Source organism: Streptomyces sp. NPDC048434, assembly GCF_043200375.1.
Lineage (GTDB): Bacteria > Actinomycetota > Actinomycetes > Streptomycetales > Streptomycetaceae > Streptomyces.
On record NZ_JBICXQ010000029.1, the window covers coordinates 104778 to 121205 of the forward strand.

The window sequence follows — 16428 nt, forward strand, 5'->3', positions numbered from 1 at the left end:
CTTCAGGAGAAGAAACTCCCGACACGGGAGCCCTGTTTGAACAACCCGCCATACGGGATCGAGTTCTGCACCATCACCCGAATAGCTGCCATCCGGCCTTCTGCAAAGACATCATCTGCCGTTGCTGTCGCCGCCATCGCTCCAATTCGCGCACCGAAAATGCGACTTGTCGTGCCCGGAGCGTCAATTCCCTTGGTACGGAGCAGGGCCCGCTCCACCGATGAACGGATTCGCAGGCCCTGCTCTCGTTTCGGACGGCATGCCAATACCCTGGCAGCCCCATCAATCTCGCAAGGGCATTGGCATGCTTCCCTCCACACATTATTCCTAACGATCCGGCGTGCCGGAGTTCCGTCACAAGCGAATAACATTTCCGCACCCGGCCCGGACAGCAGAAACCCGGGCCGCCCGGAAGAAGGAGGACCGGGCGGCCCGGGTGCTCTTCAGCCGATCAGCGGTTGCCGGCGCCGTTGCCGGAGAGGACCGGGATGTTGTCGAGGATGTGCGACAGCGGCTCGTCGCCCTTGGCCTGGGTGGAGTTTTCGGTGCACTGCTGGTTCTGCGGCGACGACAGGACGTTGATGTCCTGCAGCAGGAACCCGCCTGCGCCCTGGAGGTTGAGCTTGCCCAGCGCGAGGCAGGGCTTGTTCAGCGAGCCCTGGATCAGGCCGATCTGCGGGCTCATGTAGCCGTACGTGGTGGAGTTTCCGAAATACTGCTTCGCGCCGTTGCCATTGACGGAAGACGTTCCGTGCTGGTTACCGATCGCCATCGCCGCGGGGGCGGCAGCGGCAGCCACGCCGACAATGGACGCAGCCGCGGCGGCGGTCGCCAGAACCTTCTTGATCATTTTGGTCCTTCGTGTTTCGGGATGCCCTTGGGCCGGGCAACCTGCCCAACTCACAAGGATGATTTTGGTTGTTCTTATTCACTCAGATGGGCAGGGGCATTGATCCGTTTTGCCGATCGTCCTCGCGGCCGGAATCCGGCATTCGGAGCAAGGAATAGCCGGGGTGCGGTGGAGCTTCGGAAACCTCGGATCCGCAGCCGGGTACCGCGAAATACCGATACCGCGTCGAATTCACCGGGCACGACCGAGGGACAGTGAAGTCCACACCCCGTCGCCGCTCCTGGCCTCCGATATCCGGCCGCCGACGGCCAACGCCGCCCGCCCAGGGATTACTTGAGCGGAAGTCCACCGAGCAGCGGAGTCTTCTTGGCCACCCCGGTGACGCCACGGAGCAGCTTCTTCGCGTTGGTCGACCTGACCTTGCCCCCCGCGGTCTTGACCGTTTTGACCAGCGGCGCGAGCTGGTGACCGTCCAGCTGCTCACTGTTCAGCGCGTCGGTCAGCCCGCCGTTGAGGCTCATGGTCGGAGCGCCGGGCTGGGCGGCGAAAGCGGGCGCGGCGGCCCCCAGCGCCAGGACGGAACCGACCACAACCGCAGCAGACTTTGCGTACTTCACTTCAACTGTCCCTTCTCGGGCGGTGCTTGACGGTCTCGCGACATCAGCGCCACGTGAGCAATCACTTCGCTGCTCGGATCACCGCTTTCAGCGTGACTAACGAGTGCATTCGTCCGGAGAAACCCTGAAGTTCCGCTCTTCTCGGCCAAGCCGCCCAGAAAATTTGGTCGTTATGCGTCTGCCCGCCGGAAACGAATCGCGACCGGCCCCGATGCGCAGGGGACCGCGCACCGGGGCCAGGTCACGTGGACACCGCTCGAATTCCTTCGAGTCAGTGGTTCAGGCAGTTGTTGCCGAACGCCGGGTTCAGCAGAGCAACGATGTTGACGGTGTTGCCGCAGAGGTTGATCGGAATGTGAACCGGCACCTGGATGGCGTTTCCGGAGAGCACGCCGGGGGAGTTCTTGGCGCCACCCGCGGCACCCGCGTCGGCGAACGCCGGCGCAGCCGCGCCCACCGCCATGAGCGTTCCGGCAGTGACTGCTGCGACCTTTGCGTACTTCACTTTCAGCCCTTCCCGCAGCGGGTCCGTAGCGAACACGACCGTCGTGTCGCTCGGGCGCTGATCTGCTCGCCCGTAACACCGCTGCCGATATTGGTAACGATTTCTCCTCGTGGACGAAACCCTTGCCCGGAAGTTTTCGGAGGAATCGCCCGAAGGGTGCAAGACCGTTTCGAGAGATTGCCACCGCGCATACGACGCGGAAAAAATACCGGAGTTCGAACAGAGGAGGTACCCGCCGAATACGAATTCCTACCGAAAGGGGGATCGAGATTTTCCGTCCCTACGGTTCGTAACGGGGTGCCGCAGGTCCCGGACCGCTCTGGAAGTGAGAGCCGGCGGTCCGGGCCTGCGGCCGATGGCCGGCTCAGTGGTTGCCGACGCCGTTCCCGGAAAGGATCGGGATGTCGCTGATGATGTGCGACAGCGCCTCGTCGCCCTTGGCCTGCGTCGAGTTCTCCGTGCACTGCTGGTTCTGCGGCGAGGACAGCAGATTGATGTCCTGCACCGCGGCCGGGAGGCCCAGGACCTGGAGGTCCAGCTTGCCCAGGGCGAGGCACGGCTTGTTCAGCGAGCCCTGGACGAGCTCCAGCTGCGGGCTCATCTTGCCCACGGTGGTGGAGTTGCCGAACGCGCTCTTGGCACCGTTGCCGTTGACCGTGGAGGTGCCGTTGTGATTTCCGATCGCCATCGCCTGGGGGGCGACCGCCGCCGAAATGCCGACGACGGACGCGGCTACAGCCGTCGTGGCCAGGACCTTCTTGATCACGATTTACCCTTCTCGAAGCGGAGTCCCCGTATCCGGAGCGCACTGGTCAACTCGCTTCTGGGGGTGCGGTTTCGCCGATTCACCCGGATGCCACGAAACCATAGATACATATCACTGCGCCCGGGTCATGTTCGCCTTCCGGAGGGTGTTTTGGCATTTCAAAGGCCGGTACGAAGAACTCGTACCGGCCTTTGCCGTCGAGAGGCCCGCCCGAATGCGGGCCGGGCCTCAAGTGCTATACGGGGATCAGGCGTTGACGCAGGTGTTGCCGAACGCCGGGTTCAGCAGGGCGACGATGTTGATGGTGTTGCCGCACACGTTGACCGGCACGTCGACCGGGACCTGGATGAGGTTCCCGGAGACAACACCGGGGGAGTTCTGGGCGACACCCGCTGCGCCGGCACCACCATGGGCACTGGCCACACCGGCCCCGCCCACAACAGCGATTCCCGCGGCGGCGGACAGAACGGCGGCCTTCGAGACAAACTTCACGGTGAACCTCTTCACTGAGCAGCATTCAGGTATCTGTACGTGCCGCCTAGAGCGACAAGCTGCTCAACTCACCAACTGGGACAAAGGTAGCGGTTCAATCGAGTGAATACCTGGCTCACGTGTCCGAAAGGACGCAGTGACGCGTTGTCGCCGTCCGCCTCATGGTTGCACGGGGCGCCAATCCCCCTCCGTACACGGCTGATTGTCGGTGGCGTCGCGTTCCTTGGCGTCTTGGAGGTGGCCCAAGCGCCGGTGCCGGCACAGCGGTTGGGGCAGCAGAGTCTGGTGCCCCGGACGGCTGATCCGGGCGCGCACCTCGTCGTCGGCCGGCCGGAGTACGGCTCACGTCGCCTCCGCCGCCGCGGAGCTCGCTCTTGCCGTACGGCAGAAATTGCCGGCCGCCGAGGCCGTGCGGCGGGCGCTCGCCGCGTGGCCCCTGGAAAGGCCCTGGGCGATGCGGGCACGCCGCCGAGGGGCAGAGGACAGACCGCCGCGGTCTCGCTGCCGTGAAGGCCGGGGTCGTGTCGTCTTCGCTGGTCAAGGCGAATGTCAGACCCTGGTGAAAGACTCGGGAACATGAGATGGGCGGTGGTGGAGACGGGCGACGGGGGTGCTCGTCTCTGCCCGCTCGCCCAGGACGGCCGGCCTGCCGGACCGGTGCTGCGGGAGGCGTCGCTCGCCGAGGCCGTGCGCTCGCGGCCCGAGGTCGAGCGGTGGGTGTGGCGGTCCACCGCGGAGATCTACCGGCGGCTGCTGGCGGCGGGCGTGCGGGTCGAGCGGTGCTATGACGTGGAGGCCGCGGAGACGCTGCTGATCGGCCACGAGGAGGGCCAGTCGGGCCAGCCGCATTCGCTGGCCGCCGCCTGGGCGCGGCTGCACGGCCTGCCCGTCCCGCAGGACGCGCCGGTCCGTACGGCACAGACCCAGCCGTCCCTGTTCGAGCCGGGCCCGGTGCCGCTGCCGCCCGGCACGGACGAGCTGACGGCGCTGCTGGAGGTCTACGCCGGTCATCTGGCGCGTACGGAGAAAGCGGAACATCCCGACCGGATGCGGCTGCTGCTCGCCGCCGAGTCCGCCGGCATGCTGGTCGCCACGGAAATGGGGCGGGCCGGGGTGCCCTGGCGTGCCGATGTGCACCGCAAGCTGCTCGACGGACTGCTGGGCGAGCGCTATCCGGGCGGCGGGGAGCCCCGCCGGATGGCGGAGCTGGCCGATGAGGTGTCCCGGGCCTTCGGGACGGGCGCGCGGGTCCGCCCGGATCTGCCCAACGACATCATCAAGGCCTTTGCCCGCGCCGGGATTTCGCTCACCTCGACCCGTAAGTGGGAGCTGCAGCGGATCGATCACCCCGCGGTGGCGCCGCTGCTGGAGTACAAGACGCTCTATCGCCTGTACACCGCCCATGGGTGGACCTGGCTCCAGCAGTGGGTGCACGAAGGCCGCTTCCGCCCCGAGTATCTGCCCGGGGGCACGGTCTCCGGCCGCTGGACCGCCAACGGCGGCGGTGCGCTGCAGATCCCCAAGGTGATCCGGCAGGCCGTGCTCGCCGACCCGGGGTGGCGCCTGGTGGTCGCCGACGCCGACCAGATGGAACCGCGGGTGCTGGCGGCCATCTCCCGCGACCGGGGCCTGATGGAGGTGGCCGGCAGCGGTGAGGATCTGTACGCGGATCTGGCGGCCCGCGCGTTCGGCGGCGACCGCGCCCGGGCCAAGCTCGGTCTGCTGGGCGCCATTTACGGTCAGACGTCCGGCGACGCCCTCAAGCACATGGCGGATCTGCGCCGCCGCTATCCGGCCGCGGTGGCGTATGTGGACGACGCGGCGCGCGCGGGCGAGGAGGGCCGGCTGGTGCGCACCTGGATGGGCCGCACCTGCCCGCCCGCGTCCGTGGCGCCACCCGACGAGGCGGGCCTGCCCCAGGAGGAGGAGCAGTCTCCGGCCTACGGCACCAGCTCGGCGGCCGCCCGCGCCCGCGGCCGGTTCACCCGCAACTTCGTCGTCCAGGGCAGCGCCGCCGACTGGGCCCTGCTGCTGCTGGCCGCGCTGCGCCGCTCGCTGTCGGAGGGCGGTCTCCGCGCCGAGCTGGTCTTCTTCCAGCATGACGAGGTGATCGTGCACTGCCCCGCGGAGGAGGCGGCGACGGTCTCCGAAGCGATCGCGGCGGCCGCCGTGACGGCGGGCCGGATCGCCTTCGGCCAGACCCCGGTCCGCTTCCCGTTCACCACGGCGGTGGTGGAGTGCTATGCGCAGGCCAAGTGAGCGGGGCGGCCGGCACGGCGGGGCCGGTGCGGGCGTGCAGGCGGGGATCGTGAGCAGGAGCTGTGGTACGTCCGTCCTGAACGAGGAGCACCCCGTATGAGCGTCCAGCCCGAGACGAATGACCGGACCGCGATGCCGGTGCATCCCGAACTCGTACCCGCTTTTGAGGCGTTGCCAAAGTTCTCCGATCCGTATGAGGACATCGAGGCCACGCGCGACGGGTTCCACGCGATGCTGGCCGCCTTCCCGGCCGACCGTACGGGCGTGTGCAGCGAGCGGTTCGGCATCCCGCGGACGGACGGCAGCGCGCTGACGGTCGAGGTCTACCGTCCGGAGGGGGCGGTGGACGCCGCCCCGGGAGAGGGCGCGCACGGGGACGCCCCCGGGAGCGCGCTGCCCGCCGTACTGCACTTCCACGGGGGCGGGTTCGCCCTCGGCCGGTCGCTGCCGGGACAGGACCGCGTGGCCATCGAACTCTGCCGCGCGCTGCCCGCCGTCATCATCACCGTCGAATACCGCCTCGCCCCGGAGCACCGCTATCCGGCCGGGGTGGAGGACTGCTATCGCGCCCTGGAATGGGTGGCGGGGCGGGCCGCCGGGCTGGGCATCGATCCGGGGCGGATCGCGGTGGCGGGAAAGTCCGCGGGCGGTGGTCTCAGCGCGGCGGTCGCCCTGATGGCCCGTGACCGCGGCGGGCCGGCGCTCGCCCATCAGTCGCTGTGCGTCCCGGATCTGGATGACCGGGTCGGGGCGGACGAGGCGCCGGCGGAGGGTGCCCTGGATACGCGGGTGCTCGATGGGCGCGGTGTCCAGAAGTCGTGGAAGCACTACCTTCCGGAGGGGACGGCAAAGGCGGAGGCGTATGCCGCACCCTCCCGCGCCACCGAGCTGTCGGGGCTGCCACCGGCCTATGTCCTGGTCTGCGATCTCGATCCGATGCGCGATGCGGGACTGGCCTACGCCCGGCGCCTGATGGATGCGGGGGTGGCGGTCACGGTCCGCAATGTGCCCGGTGCCTGGCACGGCTTCGAGCTGTTCGCGCCGGACACCCGGGTGGCGAGGGAGATGACGGCGCACTGGACGGGGCAGTTGAGGGCGGCGCTCCATCCGGTGTGTCCGGCGGTGGTGTGAGGCCGCTCAGTCCGTCCCGCCCGGCGTACCGGAGGTGCCCTCCCTCGTCGATGCCCCGATGCCCCGGTGCTCGTCGCCAAGGGCATCGACCGTGGAGATCAGGCCACGGGTGATCCGCACCATCGTCGCGACCAGCAGCTCGCGTGGGCGGTCGGGCCGCTCCAGCCACCACAGCGCGAGTCCGTACAGCGAGCTGCGGATCGCCTCGCCGAGGGGCTCCAGCTCGGCCTCGGGGATGCCGGGCACGAACTCGCGAAGCAGCGCCACATCCGTCTCCCGCTGTCTGCGCTGCAGCTCACGGTGGAACTCCGCCACCTGCGCGTCCCCCGTGGTGTCCCGGAACATCATGCGCCAGGTGTACGGATGGCTCTGCACATACCCGAACCAGGCGTCGTACATCGCCGTCATTCTCGTGGCCAGATCGCCCTCGCCGTGGAGGAGTTCGCGGATCGGGGCGGCGGCCAGCTCATCGCGGTGCCGCTCCAGCAGAGCGAGGTGCAGCTCCTGCTTGGAGTCGAAGTGGCGGTAGAGCATCGGCTTGCTCAGGCCCGCTTCGGCGGCGATCTCCCCGATGGTCGTGCCCGCGAAGCCGCGCTCCGCGAACAGCCGGGCGGCCGTGTCCTCGATACGCGTCCTGGCCTCGGCGCGCGCGCCGCGGCTCCGGTCGATCTCGCTCATGCGCTCCCACCCTGCGATCTGGCTTGTTCCGGCTGGTGATTTCGGCTCGCCACAGCCGCTGCGATGAAGGATACTGAATCGTGTACCACATGGTATACGCATAAGTAACTTCGCCAGCAGGACTAGGTACGGGGGCTCATCGTGATCGTTTCCGTCCACTTCGCCGACATCGGTATGAGCGCCGCGCGCGCCGTCCTCCGCGAGCGCCCACGGCCGGACACCACCCCCGGCCTCCGGTACGCCCAGACCACGCTCACCGGCGCCATCGCGTCCGGTCCGCCCGTGCTGCGCCCCGGCCGGGCCGCACTGCTCGCCTCGTGGGAGGACGATGCCGCGCTCGACCGCTTCCTCGCCGAGGACCCGCTGCCGCGACGGCTGGCCGGCGGCTGGCAGGTGCGGCTGCAGCCGCTGCGGATCTCCGGTTCATGGCCCCCGATGCCGGTCGAGATCGACCCCGACGCCACGCGGGACGAGGAGGACGGACCGGTCGCCGTCCTCACCCTCGGGCAGCTTCGGCTGCGCCGCGCACTGCCGTTCCTGCGCGCCAATTCCCGGGCTTCCGGCCGGGCCGCGGCCGATCCTTCGATGATCGCTTCGGTCGCCCTGGCCAGGCCGCCCCGCTTCGTCGGCACGTTCTCCCTCTGGCAGAGCATGTCGGCGATGTGCCACTACGCCTACGGCGCCGACCGGCCCGCCCACAGGGAAGCGGTCGGGGAGCACCGGGCGAAGCCGTTCCACCACGAGTCGGCGTTTCTGCGCTGCCGGCCCTACGGCGCCCAGGGGACGCTGGACGGCCATGAGCCGGTGGCAGCGGCCGCGAGGGCATCGCGCACCCCCTAAATTTTCTGACCCACAGCCGGCTGTTCTGCCCCGCAGCGTGATGCACGCGGCTGCAGCTGGAAAGCACGCGGGTGCGGCACCAGGTGGCCTCCGTCGCCCGGCGTGCGGCCCGGCGGCCCGTGGGGAGCCGCGGGCCCGCGTGGATCCGCCGGGCACGCCCTAAACTCCCCGGGTAGGGGCCGACCACGGGCGAACGGCCGATATTCGATCCGGGAAGGGACCAGCGTTGACCGACACCGAAGGGGCTGCCGACGTATCGGTCGCGACTGATGCGTCGGTCACCAAGCTGAGCCCCAGGGACCGCCGCAAGCGGATCGCCGACCGGGTGCTGGCCGAGGGCCAGGTGACCATCGAGGAACTGGTCCAGGAGCTCGGGGTCAGCCAGATGACGGTGCACCGCGATCTGGACACCCTGGAGCATCAGGGCTGGCTGCGGAAGGTACGCGGCGGCGCCACGGCCGCGCCCAACGCCCTCTTCGAGTCCAACGCGCGCTGGCGCGGCAACGAGCAGGTGGCCGCGAAGGAAGCCATCTGCGCGGCCGCACTGGCCATAGCGGAGCCCGGCCAGGCCGTGATCATCGATGACTCCAGTACGGCGCTGCCGCTGGCCCGCGCGCTCTCCGGGCGGGGTGCCTACACGGTCATCACCAACTCCCTGCAGGTCATCAACGAACTGGCCGAGGAGCCCGATATCCGGGTGATCGCGCTGGGCGGCGAGTATCACGCGGCATTCAACGCCTTCCTCGGCATGTCCACCGCCGATATCGCCCGGAGCTTCCGCGCGGATGTCGCCTTTCTGTCCACCTCCGCGGTCGACAACGGCCACTGCTACCACCAGGCCCAGGAGAATGTCCTGGTCAAGCGCGCACTGATGGCCGCGGCCCGGCGCAAGGTGCTGCTGGTGGACCACTCCAAGTTCGGCCGCCAGGCGCTCTACGAACTCGCGCCGCTGGCCGACTTCGATCTCGTCATCTCCGATGAAGAGCTTCCCCAGGAGGAACAGGACGCGCTTCAATCCCTGGGTGTCCGATACGAGTTGGCAGCGGAGGGGAGCCGGCGGGGATGAGTGACGAGAGCGGGACGAGCGTGGGGGCGGAGACGGGTGCCGCGAGCGGTGAACACGGCGCGGCATCGGGCGGTGGGCTGGAGCGCATCAATCCACCGCATCTCGCGCCGCCGACCGGATTCAGCCATGCCGTGCGCGCCGCCCCGGGCACCATGGTCTTTCTCGCCGGACAGACCGCGCTCGACGGGTCGGGCCGGATCGTCGGGGACGGCATCGTCGAGCAGTTCGAGCGGGCGCTGACCAATCTCCTGGACGTCGCCGCGGCCTCCGGCGCCGGCCCGTCCGACCTCGCCAAGCTCACCGTCTTCGCGGTCGATGTCGCCGACTACCGCCGCCGGGCCCGCGAACTCGGCGCGGTGTGGAAGCGCCTGGTCGGCGGCGACTACCCGGCGATGGCCGTGATCGGCGCCACCCGCCTGTGGGACGAGACGGCCCTGGTCGAGATCGAAGGCATCGCCGTCGTCCGCTGAGGGCGGTCTTCCGGCGGGCGCGACGCCGGCGCCCGGCCGCTGCCCCTCCCCACGCGCCAGGGGCGCCCGCCCCGCCGGTCTCCCGGTGGAACGAGCGCCCCTGGCGCTGTTCACAGACGTACGCTTCCGTCGCCCACCCGCTGACGCGTCACCACGCTCGGCGCGGATCGCGGCCCTCGGCGCGGGCCGCGATCCCTCGTAGGGATCGCGACCGCTCAGTTCCGGCCGCGGGCCATCCCCACCGGGTCCTTCTGGAACGCCCAGGTCATCTTGGGCTCCATGGCGAACCGGAAGATCCGCTGCACAGGTGGTGTGCACAGCAGCGTGATGACGGTGCCGGCGATGAGCGTCAGCACCACCGCACCCCACGGGGTGTGCATCCAGTCTGCTTCGTACCAGTCCCCGAAGCGCGACCCCTTGGCGAGGAAGCCGTGCAGGAGATAGCCGTAGAGAGTGCCCCCGCCCAGCGCCGTGCACCACATCGTGCGCCCCGGAATCCAGGCGAAGAAGCAGGCCACCAGCACGAGTGAGCAGCCGAACATCGCCAGCGTCATCACCGCACCGCTCCACCACGGGGCGGCCAGCTCCTGCGCGGCGTCGCGGTGGTAGAACCATGCGGCGTTCATCCGCGGCGCCGCCCAGTACGCGAAGACCAGCGCGGTGGCGAAGACCGGTACGGCCAGGATCCGCGCCTTCTTGCGGCGTACGAGCCTGAAGTGCTCCGGCCGCAGCGACAGACCGATCACGAAGAACGGCAGGAACTGCAGCACCCGCTGGAGGTCCAGATCGTCGCCGATATCCGGTGAGATGGACGCGAGCACGGCGACGGCCAGGGCCAGCGGGACCGGCCAGCGCACGATCTTCCACAGCGGAGTGGTCAGCCGCCAGATGAACAGGGCGGCCAGGAACCATGTCAGATACCAGGGATCCATCAGGCTGATCGGATAACCCGGATCATCGTCCGCCCACCTCTTGAAGAGCGTGTAGGCGACTTCGAAGAGGATGTAGGGAACGGCGACGCCGGTAATCAGCCGCTGCAGCCGGTCCTTGCGCATATCGAAACTGCGCGAGAAATAGCCGGAGATGATGATGAACGCCGGCATATGGAAGGCGTAGACGGTGATGTAGAGCGCCGCCGCCGTCCGGCTGCCGTCGCGCAGCGGCTCCCAGGAGTGGCCCATCGCCACGAGCACGATGGCCAGGTACTTCGCATTGTCGAAGAAGGCGTCGCGCGGCTTCGCCTTGGCGTCCACCGCCTCGGCATTCTTGGCACGGTCCGCGCCCCGGCCCTTGGCATGGCCACGGAGCCTGGCATGCGAAGTGCCGCCCGGGGCCGTCGGCTGACGGACCGTCGACGGACCGGAGGCGGTCGCCGCCGGTGCCATCGTTGCCGTCCCTCCGCCGGTCCCGGCCCGCGCCGGTGCGCCCGTCGTACTCAGCGCATCCTGCGGCATCTGGCGGGGCGGGGGAAGCGGCACCCGCCGTTCGCCGTATGCCGGAAAATCGTTTTTCAAGGAGCCTCCCGGAGCGATCCCAGAGGAGGAGCTGGACGCTGGCCCGCGCCGGGCCGCAAATCGGAACCCAAAAGCCAAATCCTGCGTCTTAGTTCTTTTACGGGGAGTGTGGCGGCGTCGAACATCTCAGGCACCTTAGCCCCGCGGCGGGAATCACGTAAATCCCCGTCTGTGGTGGCCACACGCGACGCATCCGCCCTCCACAGCTCCTTCACGCACCGCGGGCGGCAGCACGGCCCGGAGCACCGTCCGGCGCCCCGCGAGATCTGGACAATGCCCCTCTAATCCGCGACCCTTGCCCGTTATTCAATAACACCTTCGACGCCCCGGGCCCGCACCGACCGGGCGCTGGTGTTCTTCGCCACGTCCCACGCATAGACCTGCAACGGGCGTCCATGCGGGCCGCGCAGTCGGTGTACGGCCGCCAGCCAGTGTGAACTGAGCGCGGACGCACGGGGGTTGATCTGGTCGGCGAACCGCGCATAGCGCGCCAGTTTGTCCACCCCGGGCGCCCCGAGAATCCCCGTACGGATCTCCGGTGCCCTCTCGTGCACGGCCTTGACGCACGACACACAGAAGCTCTGGACCACCAGCCGGCTCCGGACATGGGCCCGGTCCAGCCACCCTCGTGCCCGTAGTTCGCGGATGACCTGCGCCTCGATTCCGGGATATTTCTCCGGGGCCTTGATCTCCAGCAAAAGGCGCTGTGCGTTATGGTCCAGACGGCGTAGATAGTCGGCGAGCGTCGGCACCCGCTCCCCCGCGAACTGCTTGCCGAACCAGCTGCCGGCATCCAGCCGCGCGATCTCGGCGGCCGTGAAGTCCCCCACCCGCCACGGCGCCCTCCCCGGAAACACCTTCGCGGCGTCGGTCGTCCGGTCCAGCGTGGCGTCATGCATCACCACCAGCCGGCCGTCCTTGCTGCGCTGCACATCGTTCTCGACCCATATGAGCCCGCGGCGGTGGGCGGCATCCACGGCCGCGAGGGTGTTCTCGGGCGCGTAACGGGAGGCGCCGCGGTGGGCGATCACCAGCGTTGCCGCGGTGCCGGGCCCGAGTCGCGTCCCGCTGCTCACCGCGACATCCGCGTACTCCTCCGGACCGGATGCCATCGCGGACGACGTCACCGCGGCCGTCACCAGGTAGGCGACCCCGGCGGCGGGTATCCGCAGCGATCTCCGAAGCATGCGGGAGCCTCCTGGTCCGCTCACCCGCGAACGGCCCCGTCCGCGGGTGATATGCCCCCTGAGGCCCTTCCTTCCGTCCAGGAATGCGGCTGTCCCCTCAACATGCCCGTATCCCCCGCCACCCGCCACGCGAGCATCCCCGCGGACGCCGTGGACCGCCCGCCCCATCGATCGCTTTTCCCCAGGTCAGCGAGGGTGGACAGGCGTGCGGAGCCGGCGGGCGGAGGTCCCCCGGACACCCCTCCATCCGTGCACGCGCCGTCGCCGGAGCGCCGTGGGTGCGGTAAGCCGTGTGCCGATGTCCGCCGGAAAGGTGCCGGATCCGTTGTTCAGATGCGCCAGATGTCCGGCAGGGAGCCGATGCCGCCGAGCCGCCGGTTGCCGGTGGCCGCGCGCCCCTCCCCCACCTGCGCTCCTTCCGTTCCGGCGAGGGGTCCCTCGCTGCCGGCGGCCTGGTGCCGCATGGTGCCGGACGAACCGGTCAGCGGCCCCGCTTCCGCGCCCCGGTCCGGCTCGCCCCCCTATTCGCCCCCGAGGGATGACGGGTGGCCGCGCTGGACGGGCAGATCGTGGAGGACAAGTTGGCCGGCGCCCTCTCACGGGAGGCCGAGGACACCGCGTACCGCGTGGTGCTGGGCGCTGACCAACGTACGGCGGCATGCGCCGCGGGCCGCCCGCGTCGAGGTGTTCGCCGGCCGGACCGCCGACCGGTCCGTGGAGGTCTCGGTCGCCGACACCGCGGGCCCCGGCGCGCCCGCGGGCACCCGCCGGGGCGGTGGCACCGGACTCGTAGGCCTCACGGAACGGGTCAGCGCTCTCGGGGGCGCGCTGGAGGCGGGCCCGTACGCGCAGGGGTGGCGGGTCAGATGCCTGCTGCCGTCGCCCGCCGTTCGCTGACCCGGTATCTGCCGGTCGGTGAAGAAGACCGCCCCGACCACGGGAACCCGTCCCTGCCGCAGACCGCGGTGCGGCCACGGTCCCCCGCCGCGCGCCGCCTCGGCCGCGACTGACCTGGCCTTTCCCCTCACCGTGGGCCTCATCGGCCGGGCCGCAAGGCTCTCCCCCGCGTATGTAGATCACGTAACAGCCGTCGATGGACGGCTGTTACACGGCTGACAGGCCATCGAGAAGCGCCACTCATAGCTTCTGACGCGCCGACCGATCCATACGAACCGGAGCGAGAGCCATGAACCGCACCCCCAGCATGACCCGGCGCCACAAGACGGCCATAGCCGCCGGATTGGCCTGCGTCGCCGTCCTCGGCACCTTCGCCACCGCCAACGGGGCGAACGCCGCCACCGCCTCGGCGCAGGCCGCTCACACCACAAGTGCCGTCCGCGCCGCCCACACCCCCTACGTCATGAACCACTACGGCGAGGAGAACGCGGACAAGGGCCGCGCCGAGCGCAGCCCCAAGAACCTGGTGCTCTCCGAGTTCACCTCGGCACAGGGCCTCAACTGGAAGCAGTGGGACGCGAAGAAGGCGGTCGCCACCGGTCAGGTCACCGGCGCCTGGTGCCTCGACACCTGCCTCGACAAGCCGCTGAAGGCGACCCTCACGCTCTCGGACCCCAAGACCGTGCACGGCAAGAAGGTCTTCTCCTCCTTCACCCTGAAGCTCGCCGGGGGCTCCGGTGCGTACGATTCGGAGGACCTCCAGGGCAAGCGCCCCCTCGCCACCAGCTGACCGGACCTCCTCGCGATGAACAAGCCCACGGCCGTGGCCACGGTGTTCGCGCTGGTGCTGACGGCCGTGGGCCTCACCGGGCGCGGCAACCCCGAACAGCCCCACGTCGAGGGCCCCGCACCCAGCCCCACCCAGGTCTCCGGCCCGGTCTATGTCTCCGACACCCTGGGCCACCCGCTGACCCGCCCCACGGGATTCGCCCTCACCGAGTTCTCCTCGGTCTCCCGGCTGAGCTGGCGCTCCTGGGGAAAGCCGAAGGCCGTTGCCACCGGGCGGGCGGAGGGCATGTGGTGCATCCCGCACTGCCCCGCGAACGGGTATCCCGCCACGGTCGAACTCAGCCGCCTGCAGCACCGCGAGAACGTCTCGTACTACACCCGCGCCGTCGTACGGGCCCCCCGCCTCCCACCCGACCAGGCAGCCGAGCTGCGCGAGGTCCAGCTGCCCGTCCCCGAGCCCTAGGAAGGCAAGCGATGACCGATGTGCTGCTCGTGGAGGACGACCCCCTGCTCCGGGAGGCCACCCAACTGTCCCTGGAGCGCTACGGATACCAGGTGCGCACGGCCGCCGACGGCCACGCCGGGCTGGCACAGTTCCGGGACCGCGCCCCCGATGTCGCCCTCCTGGACGTCATGCTGCCCCGCCTCGACGGAGTCAGCGTGGTGCGCCGCATCCGCGAGGTGAGCCGGCTGCCGGTGCTGATGCTCTCCGCCCGTACCGACCCGGTCGATGTCGTCCTCGGTCTCGAAGCGGGCGCCGACGACTACCTCACCAAGCCGTACGACATACCGGTGCTCGTCGCCCGCATACGCGCGGCACTGCGCCGCACCACCGACTTCACCGAAACCGGCCCGCACGAGGACGAGACGCTGCTGCGGTTCGGCGATCTCACGGTGGACACCGCTTCCATGGACATCCACCGGGCCGGGCGGCTGCTCGAACTCACCCCCACCGAGCGCAGGTTGGTGCTGGAATTCGCGGCCGAGCCCGGAGTCGTGCTCTCGCGGACCACTCTGCTGGAGCGCGTGTGGGACTACGCGTGCGGTGGCGATCCCCGTGTCGTCGACGTCCATGTGCAACGGCTGCGCGCCAAGATCGGCCACGGCCGCATCGTCACCGTCCGCGGCTTCGGCTACAAACTCGCACCCTGACCACCATGGGACTGCGCACCAAGACCGCCCTGATCATCGCCGGGACCGCCGCGATCGTCGCCACGCTCATCGGGCTGCTGGTCCACCAGCTCACCGTTGAGGACCAGCGGAAGAACGCGGCCCATGTGGTCGACGCCCGGCTCGTCGAGGCGGTCAGCGCCTACGCCTCCGGAATCGACAGCGGCGCCCTGGTCAATCCACGGGACCTGCCCGCCGCGCTCCGCAGGACCGTCACCGACCGTCCCGTACGGGCCACCTGCCTCCAGAACACCGGTGGCTCCGGGGCCCCGGTGCTGTGGGCCGCCACCCGCAGCGGCCGCGACATCCTCGCCGTCCGGCGCTCCTACGCCCCACAGGCCCGCGCCCTCGCCGACCTCGACCGGGTCCTGTGGGGCTCCGGCGCGTCCGTGACCGCGGTCGGCTGTGTGCTGGGCATCGTCGCGGCGGCCGGCGCGGGACGGCGTATCGCCGCGTCCGCTGACACCGCGCAGCGGATCGCGGACGGCGATCTGACGGACCGGGTCCGCCCCAAGGGCACGGACGAGATCGCCCGGCTCGGCGCCGCCGTCAACACCATGGCCGATGCCCTGAGCGCCCGCCTGGCGGCCGAACGGCAGGTCACCGCCGACATCGCCCACGAGCTCCGCACCCCCGTGGCCGGCCTGGTGACCGCCGTCGGGCTCCTGCCGCCCGGCCGCCCGGCCGAACTGGTCAGCGGGGGCGTGGACACCCTGCGCAGCCTGGTCGAGAACGTCCTGGAGGTGGCCCGGCTCGATGTCCCGGGCGTCGAGCAGGCACAGCACGAGAAGATCCTCCCGAGCGCCCTGGCGCACCGTGCCGCCACCCTGGCGGGCGGGGACGTCGAGGTAACGGTCCACCACGAAGCACCCGTGACGACCGACCCCCGCCGCGTCGAGCGCATCCTGGCCAACCTGATCACCAACGCCCGACTCCACGGCGCCCCACCCGTCACACTGGAAGTCGACGGCGCGGCGGTACGCGTACGCGACCACGGCCCCGGCTTCCCCGCCGAACTCCTCACCCACGGCCCCCAGCGCTTCCGCACCGGCGCCCGCGAACGAGGCTCCGGCATCGGCCTGGGCCTCACCATCGTCACCGGCCAGGCCCGGGTACTGAACGCCCGGGTGACCTACGAAAACCCCCTGGGCGGCGGCGCGCTGGCGGTCGTGGACCTGACGCCGCGAAGCTCGTGAA

19 protein-coding genes are annotated in these 16428 nt (G+C 69.9%); 10 read left to right on the forward strand and 9 right to left on the reverse strand.

Annotation, left to right across the window (positions count from 1 at the left end; translation table 11 throughout):
* Positions 1–451: 451 nt before the first annotated feature.
* The 5 genes from ACGFWI_RS30210 to ACGFWI_RS30230 all read right to left on the reverse strand — a co-directional run bounded on the left by ACGFWI_RS30210 (position 452) and on the right by ACGFWI_RS30230 (position 3230).
* Entirely contained in the window at positions 452–850 is a 399-nt protein-coding gene (locus tag ACGFWI_RS30210; RefSeq protein WP_393909218.1) for a rodlin, read from the reverse strand.
* A 329-nt stretch (positions 851–1179) separates the two neighbouring features.
* Entirely contained in the window at positions 1180–1467 is a 288-nt protein-coding gene (locus ACGFWI_RS30215) for a hypothetical protein (RefSeq protein ID WP_393909219.1), read from the reverse strand.
* A gap of 271 nt (positions 1468–1738) precedes the next feature.
* Complete coding sequence (locus tag ACGFWI_RS30220; RefSeq protein ID WP_393909252.1) at positions 1739–1972, reverse strand: chaplin; 234 nt, start codon at positions 1970–1972, stop codon at positions 1739–1741.
* 364 nt (positions 1973–2336) lie between these two features.
* Positions 2337–2738, reverse strand: a complete 402-nt coding sequence (locus tag ACGFWI_RS30225; RefSeq protein WP_393909220.1) for a rodlin — start codon at positions 2736–2738, stop codon at positions 2337–2339.
* A 246-nt stretch (positions 2739–2984) separates the two neighbouring features.
* Complete coding sequence (locus ACGFWI_RS30230) at positions 2985–3230, reverse strand: chaplin (RefSeq protein ID WP_393909221.1); 246 nt, start codon at positions 3228–3230, stop codon at positions 2985–2987.
* Positions 3231–3806: 576 nt separating this feature from the next.
* Between ACGFWI_RS30230 and ACGFWI_RS30235 the strand changes: the two genes are divergently transcribed.
* Together ACGFWI_RS30235 and ACGFWI_RS30240 are read left to right on the forward strand one after the other, a co-directional pair.
* Positions 3807–5489, forward strand: coding sequence for a bifunctional 3'-5' exonuclease/DNA polymerase (locus ACGFWI_RS30235; RefSeq protein WP_393909222.1), 1683 nt, complete (start codon positions 3807–3809; stop codon positions 5487–5489).
* A gap of 96 nt (positions 5490–5585) precedes the next feature.
* The gene (locus ACGFWI_RS30240; RefSeq protein ID WP_393909223.1) at positions 5586–6620 is read left to right on the forward strand and encodes an alpha/beta hydrolase; all 1035 of its coding nucleotides are present in this window, start codon (positions 5586–5588) and stop codon (positions 6618–6620) included.
* 6 nt (positions 6621–6626) lie between these two features.
* Here ACGFWI_RS30240 and ACGFWI_RS30245 read toward each other — a convergent pair whose 3' ends face one another.
* On the reverse strand, positions 6627–7298 hold the full coding sequence (locus tag ACGFWI_RS30245) for a TetR/AcrR family transcriptional regulator (RefSeq protein WP_393909224.1): 672 nt from the start codon (positions 7296–7298) through the stop codon (positions 6627–6629).
* 141 nt (positions 7299–7439) lie between these two features.
* On the opposite strand from ACGFWI_RS30245, the gene ACGFWI_RS30250 reads away from it, so the two are divergent.
* The 3 genes from ACGFWI_RS30250 (at position 7440) to ACGFWI_RS30260 (ending at position 9674) form a co-directional block, all read left to right on the forward strand.
* Complete coding sequence (locus ACGFWI_RS30250; protein ID WP_393909225.1) at positions 7440–8138, forward strand: spheroidene monooxygenase; 699 nt, start codon at positions 7440–7442, stop codon at positions 8136–8138.
* Positions 8139–8364: 226 nt separating this feature from the next.
* A complete protein-coding gene (locus tag ACGFWI_RS30255; RefSeq protein ID WP_393909226.1) occupies positions 8365–9204 on the forward strand; it encodes a DeoR/GlpR family DNA-binding transcription regulator in 840 nt (279 codons plus the stop codon).
* Positions 9201–9674 carry a RidA family protein gene (locus ACGFWI_RS30260; protein WP_393909227.1) on the forward strand — a complete coding sequence of 158 codons (474 nt, stop codon included), beginning with the start codon at positions 9201–9203 and terminating at the stop codon, positions 9672–9674. Before ACGFWI_RS30255 ends, ACGFWI_RS30260 begins: the two co-directional genes overlap by 4 nt.
* A gap of 215 nt (positions 9675–9889) precedes the next feature.
* On the opposite strand, the gene ACGFWI_RS30265 is transcribed toward ACGFWI_RS30260, so the two are convergent.
* The 3 genes from ACGFWI_RS30265 to ACGFWI_RS30275 all read right to left on the reverse strand — a co-directional run bounded on the left by ACGFWI_RS30265 (position 9890) and on the right by ACGFWI_RS30275 (position 12839).
* Positions 9890–11059 carry an acyltransferase family protein gene (locus tag ACGFWI_RS30265; protein WP_393909228.1) on the reverse strand — a complete coding sequence of 390 codons (1170 nt, stop codon included), beginning with the start codon at positions 11057–11059 and terminating at the stop codon, positions 9890–9892.
* A gap of 431 nt (positions 11060–11490) precedes the next feature.
* A complete protein-coding gene (locus ACGFWI_RS30270; protein ID WP_393909229.1) occupies positions 11491–12375 on the reverse strand; it encodes a glycerophosphodiester phosphodiesterase in 885 nt (294 codons plus the stop codon).
* Between the two features lie 329 nt (positions 12376–12704).
* On the reverse strand, positions 12705–12839 hold the full coding sequence (locus ACGFWI_RS30275; RefSeq protein WP_393909230.1) for a hypothetical protein: 135 nt from the start codon (positions 12837–12839) through the stop codon (positions 12705–12707).
* A gap of 402 nt (positions 12840–13241) precedes the next feature.
* Between ACGFWI_RS30275 and ACGFWI_RS30280 the strand changes: the two genes are divergently transcribed.
* From ACGFWI_RS30280 to ACGFWI_RS30300, 5 genes are all read left to right on the forward strand, one after another.
* The gene (locus ACGFWI_RS30280; RefSeq protein WP_393909231.1) at positions 13242–13385 is read left to right on the forward strand and encodes a hypothetical protein; all 144 of its coding nucleotides are present in this window, start codon (positions 13242–13244) and stop codon (positions 13383–13385) included.
* 176 nt (positions 13386–13561) lie between these two features.
* Positions 13562–14062, forward strand: a complete 501-nt coding sequence (locus tag ACGFWI_RS30285) for a hypothetical protein (protein WP_393909232.1) — start codon at positions 13562–13564, stop codon at positions 14060–14062.
* A gap of 15 nt (positions 14063–14077) precedes the next feature.
* Positions 14078–14524 (forward strand): hypothetical protein, encoded by a 447-nt coding sequence (locus tag ACGFWI_RS30290; protein ID WP_393909233.1) that lies wholly within the window; start codon positions 14078–14080, stop codon positions 14522–14524.
* Positions 14525–14535: 11 nt separating this feature from the next.
* On the forward strand, positions 14536–15213 hold the full coding sequence (cseB, locus tag ACGFWI_RS30295; protein WP_393909234.1) for a two-component system response regulator CseB: 678 nt from the start codon (positions 14536–14538) through the stop codon (positions 15211–15213).
* A gap of 5 nt (positions 15214–15218) precedes the next feature.
* Entirely contained in the window at positions 15219–16427 is a 1209-nt protein-coding gene (locus ACGFWI_RS30300; protein ID WP_393909235.1) for an ATP-binding protein, read from the forward strand.
* Position 16428 lies beyond the last annotated feature (1 nt).

What these genes read in the sequence shown, in the direction of transcription:
- ACGFWI_RS30280 (WP_393909231.1), top strand. Translation starts at nt 13,242, where the DNA reads ATGCCTGCTGCCGTCGCCCGCCGTTCGCTGACCCGGTATCTGCCGGTC.
- ACGFWI_RS30260 (WP_393909227.1), top strand. Translation starts at nt 9,201, where the DNA reads ATGAGTGACGAGAGCGGGACGAGCGTGGGGGCGGAGACGGGTGCCGCG.
- ACGFWI_RS30290 (WP_393909233.1), top strand. Translation starts at nt 14,078, where the DNA reads ATGAACAAGCCCACGGCCGTGGCCACGGTGTTCGCGCTGGTGCTGACG.
- ACGFWI_RS30275 (WP_393909230.1), bottom strand. Translation starts at nt 12,839, where the DNA reads ATGCGGCACCAGGCCGCCGGCAGCGAGGGACCCCTCGCCGGAACGGAA.
- ACGFWI_RS30265 (WP_393909228.1), bottom strand. Translation starts at nt 11,059, where the DNA reads ATGGCACCGGCGGCGACCGCCTCCGGTCCGTCGACGGTCCGTCAGCCG.
- ACGFWI_RS30210 (WP_393909218.1), bottom strand. Translation starts at nt 850, where the DNA reads ATGATCAAGAAGGTTCTGGCGACCGCCGCCGCGGCTGCGTCCATTGTC.
- ACGFWI_RS30245 (WP_393909224.1), bottom strand. Translation starts at nt 7,298, where the DNA reads ATGAGCGAGATCGACCGGAGCCGCGGCGCGCGCGCCGAGGCCAGGACG.
- ACGFWI_RS30285 (WP_393909232.1), top strand. Translation starts at nt 13,562, where the DNA reads ATGAACCGCACCCCCAGCATGACCCGGCGCCACAAGACGGCCATAGCC.
- ACGFWI_RS30240 (WP_393909223.1), top strand. Translation starts at nt 5,586, where the DNA reads ATGAGCGTCCAGCCCGAGACGAATGACCGGACCGCGATGCCGGTGCAT.
- ACGFWI_RS30300 (WP_393909235.1), top strand. Translation starts at nt 15,219, where the DNA reads ATGGGACTGCGCACCAAGACCGCCCTGATCATCGCCGGGACCGCCGCG.
- ACGFWI_RS30270 (WP_393909229.1), bottom strand. Translation starts at nt 12,375, where the DNA reads ATGCTTCGGAGATCGCTGCGGATACCCGCCGCCGGGGTCGCCTACCTG.
- cseB (WP_393909234.1), top strand. Translation starts at nt 14,536, where the DNA reads ATGACCGATGTGCTGCTCGTGGAGGACGACCCCCTGCTCCGGGAGGCC.
- ACGFWI_RS30235 (WP_393909222.1), top strand. Translation starts at nt 3,807, where the DNA reads ATGAGATGGGCGGTGGTGGAGACGGGCGACGGGGGTGCTCGTCTCTGC.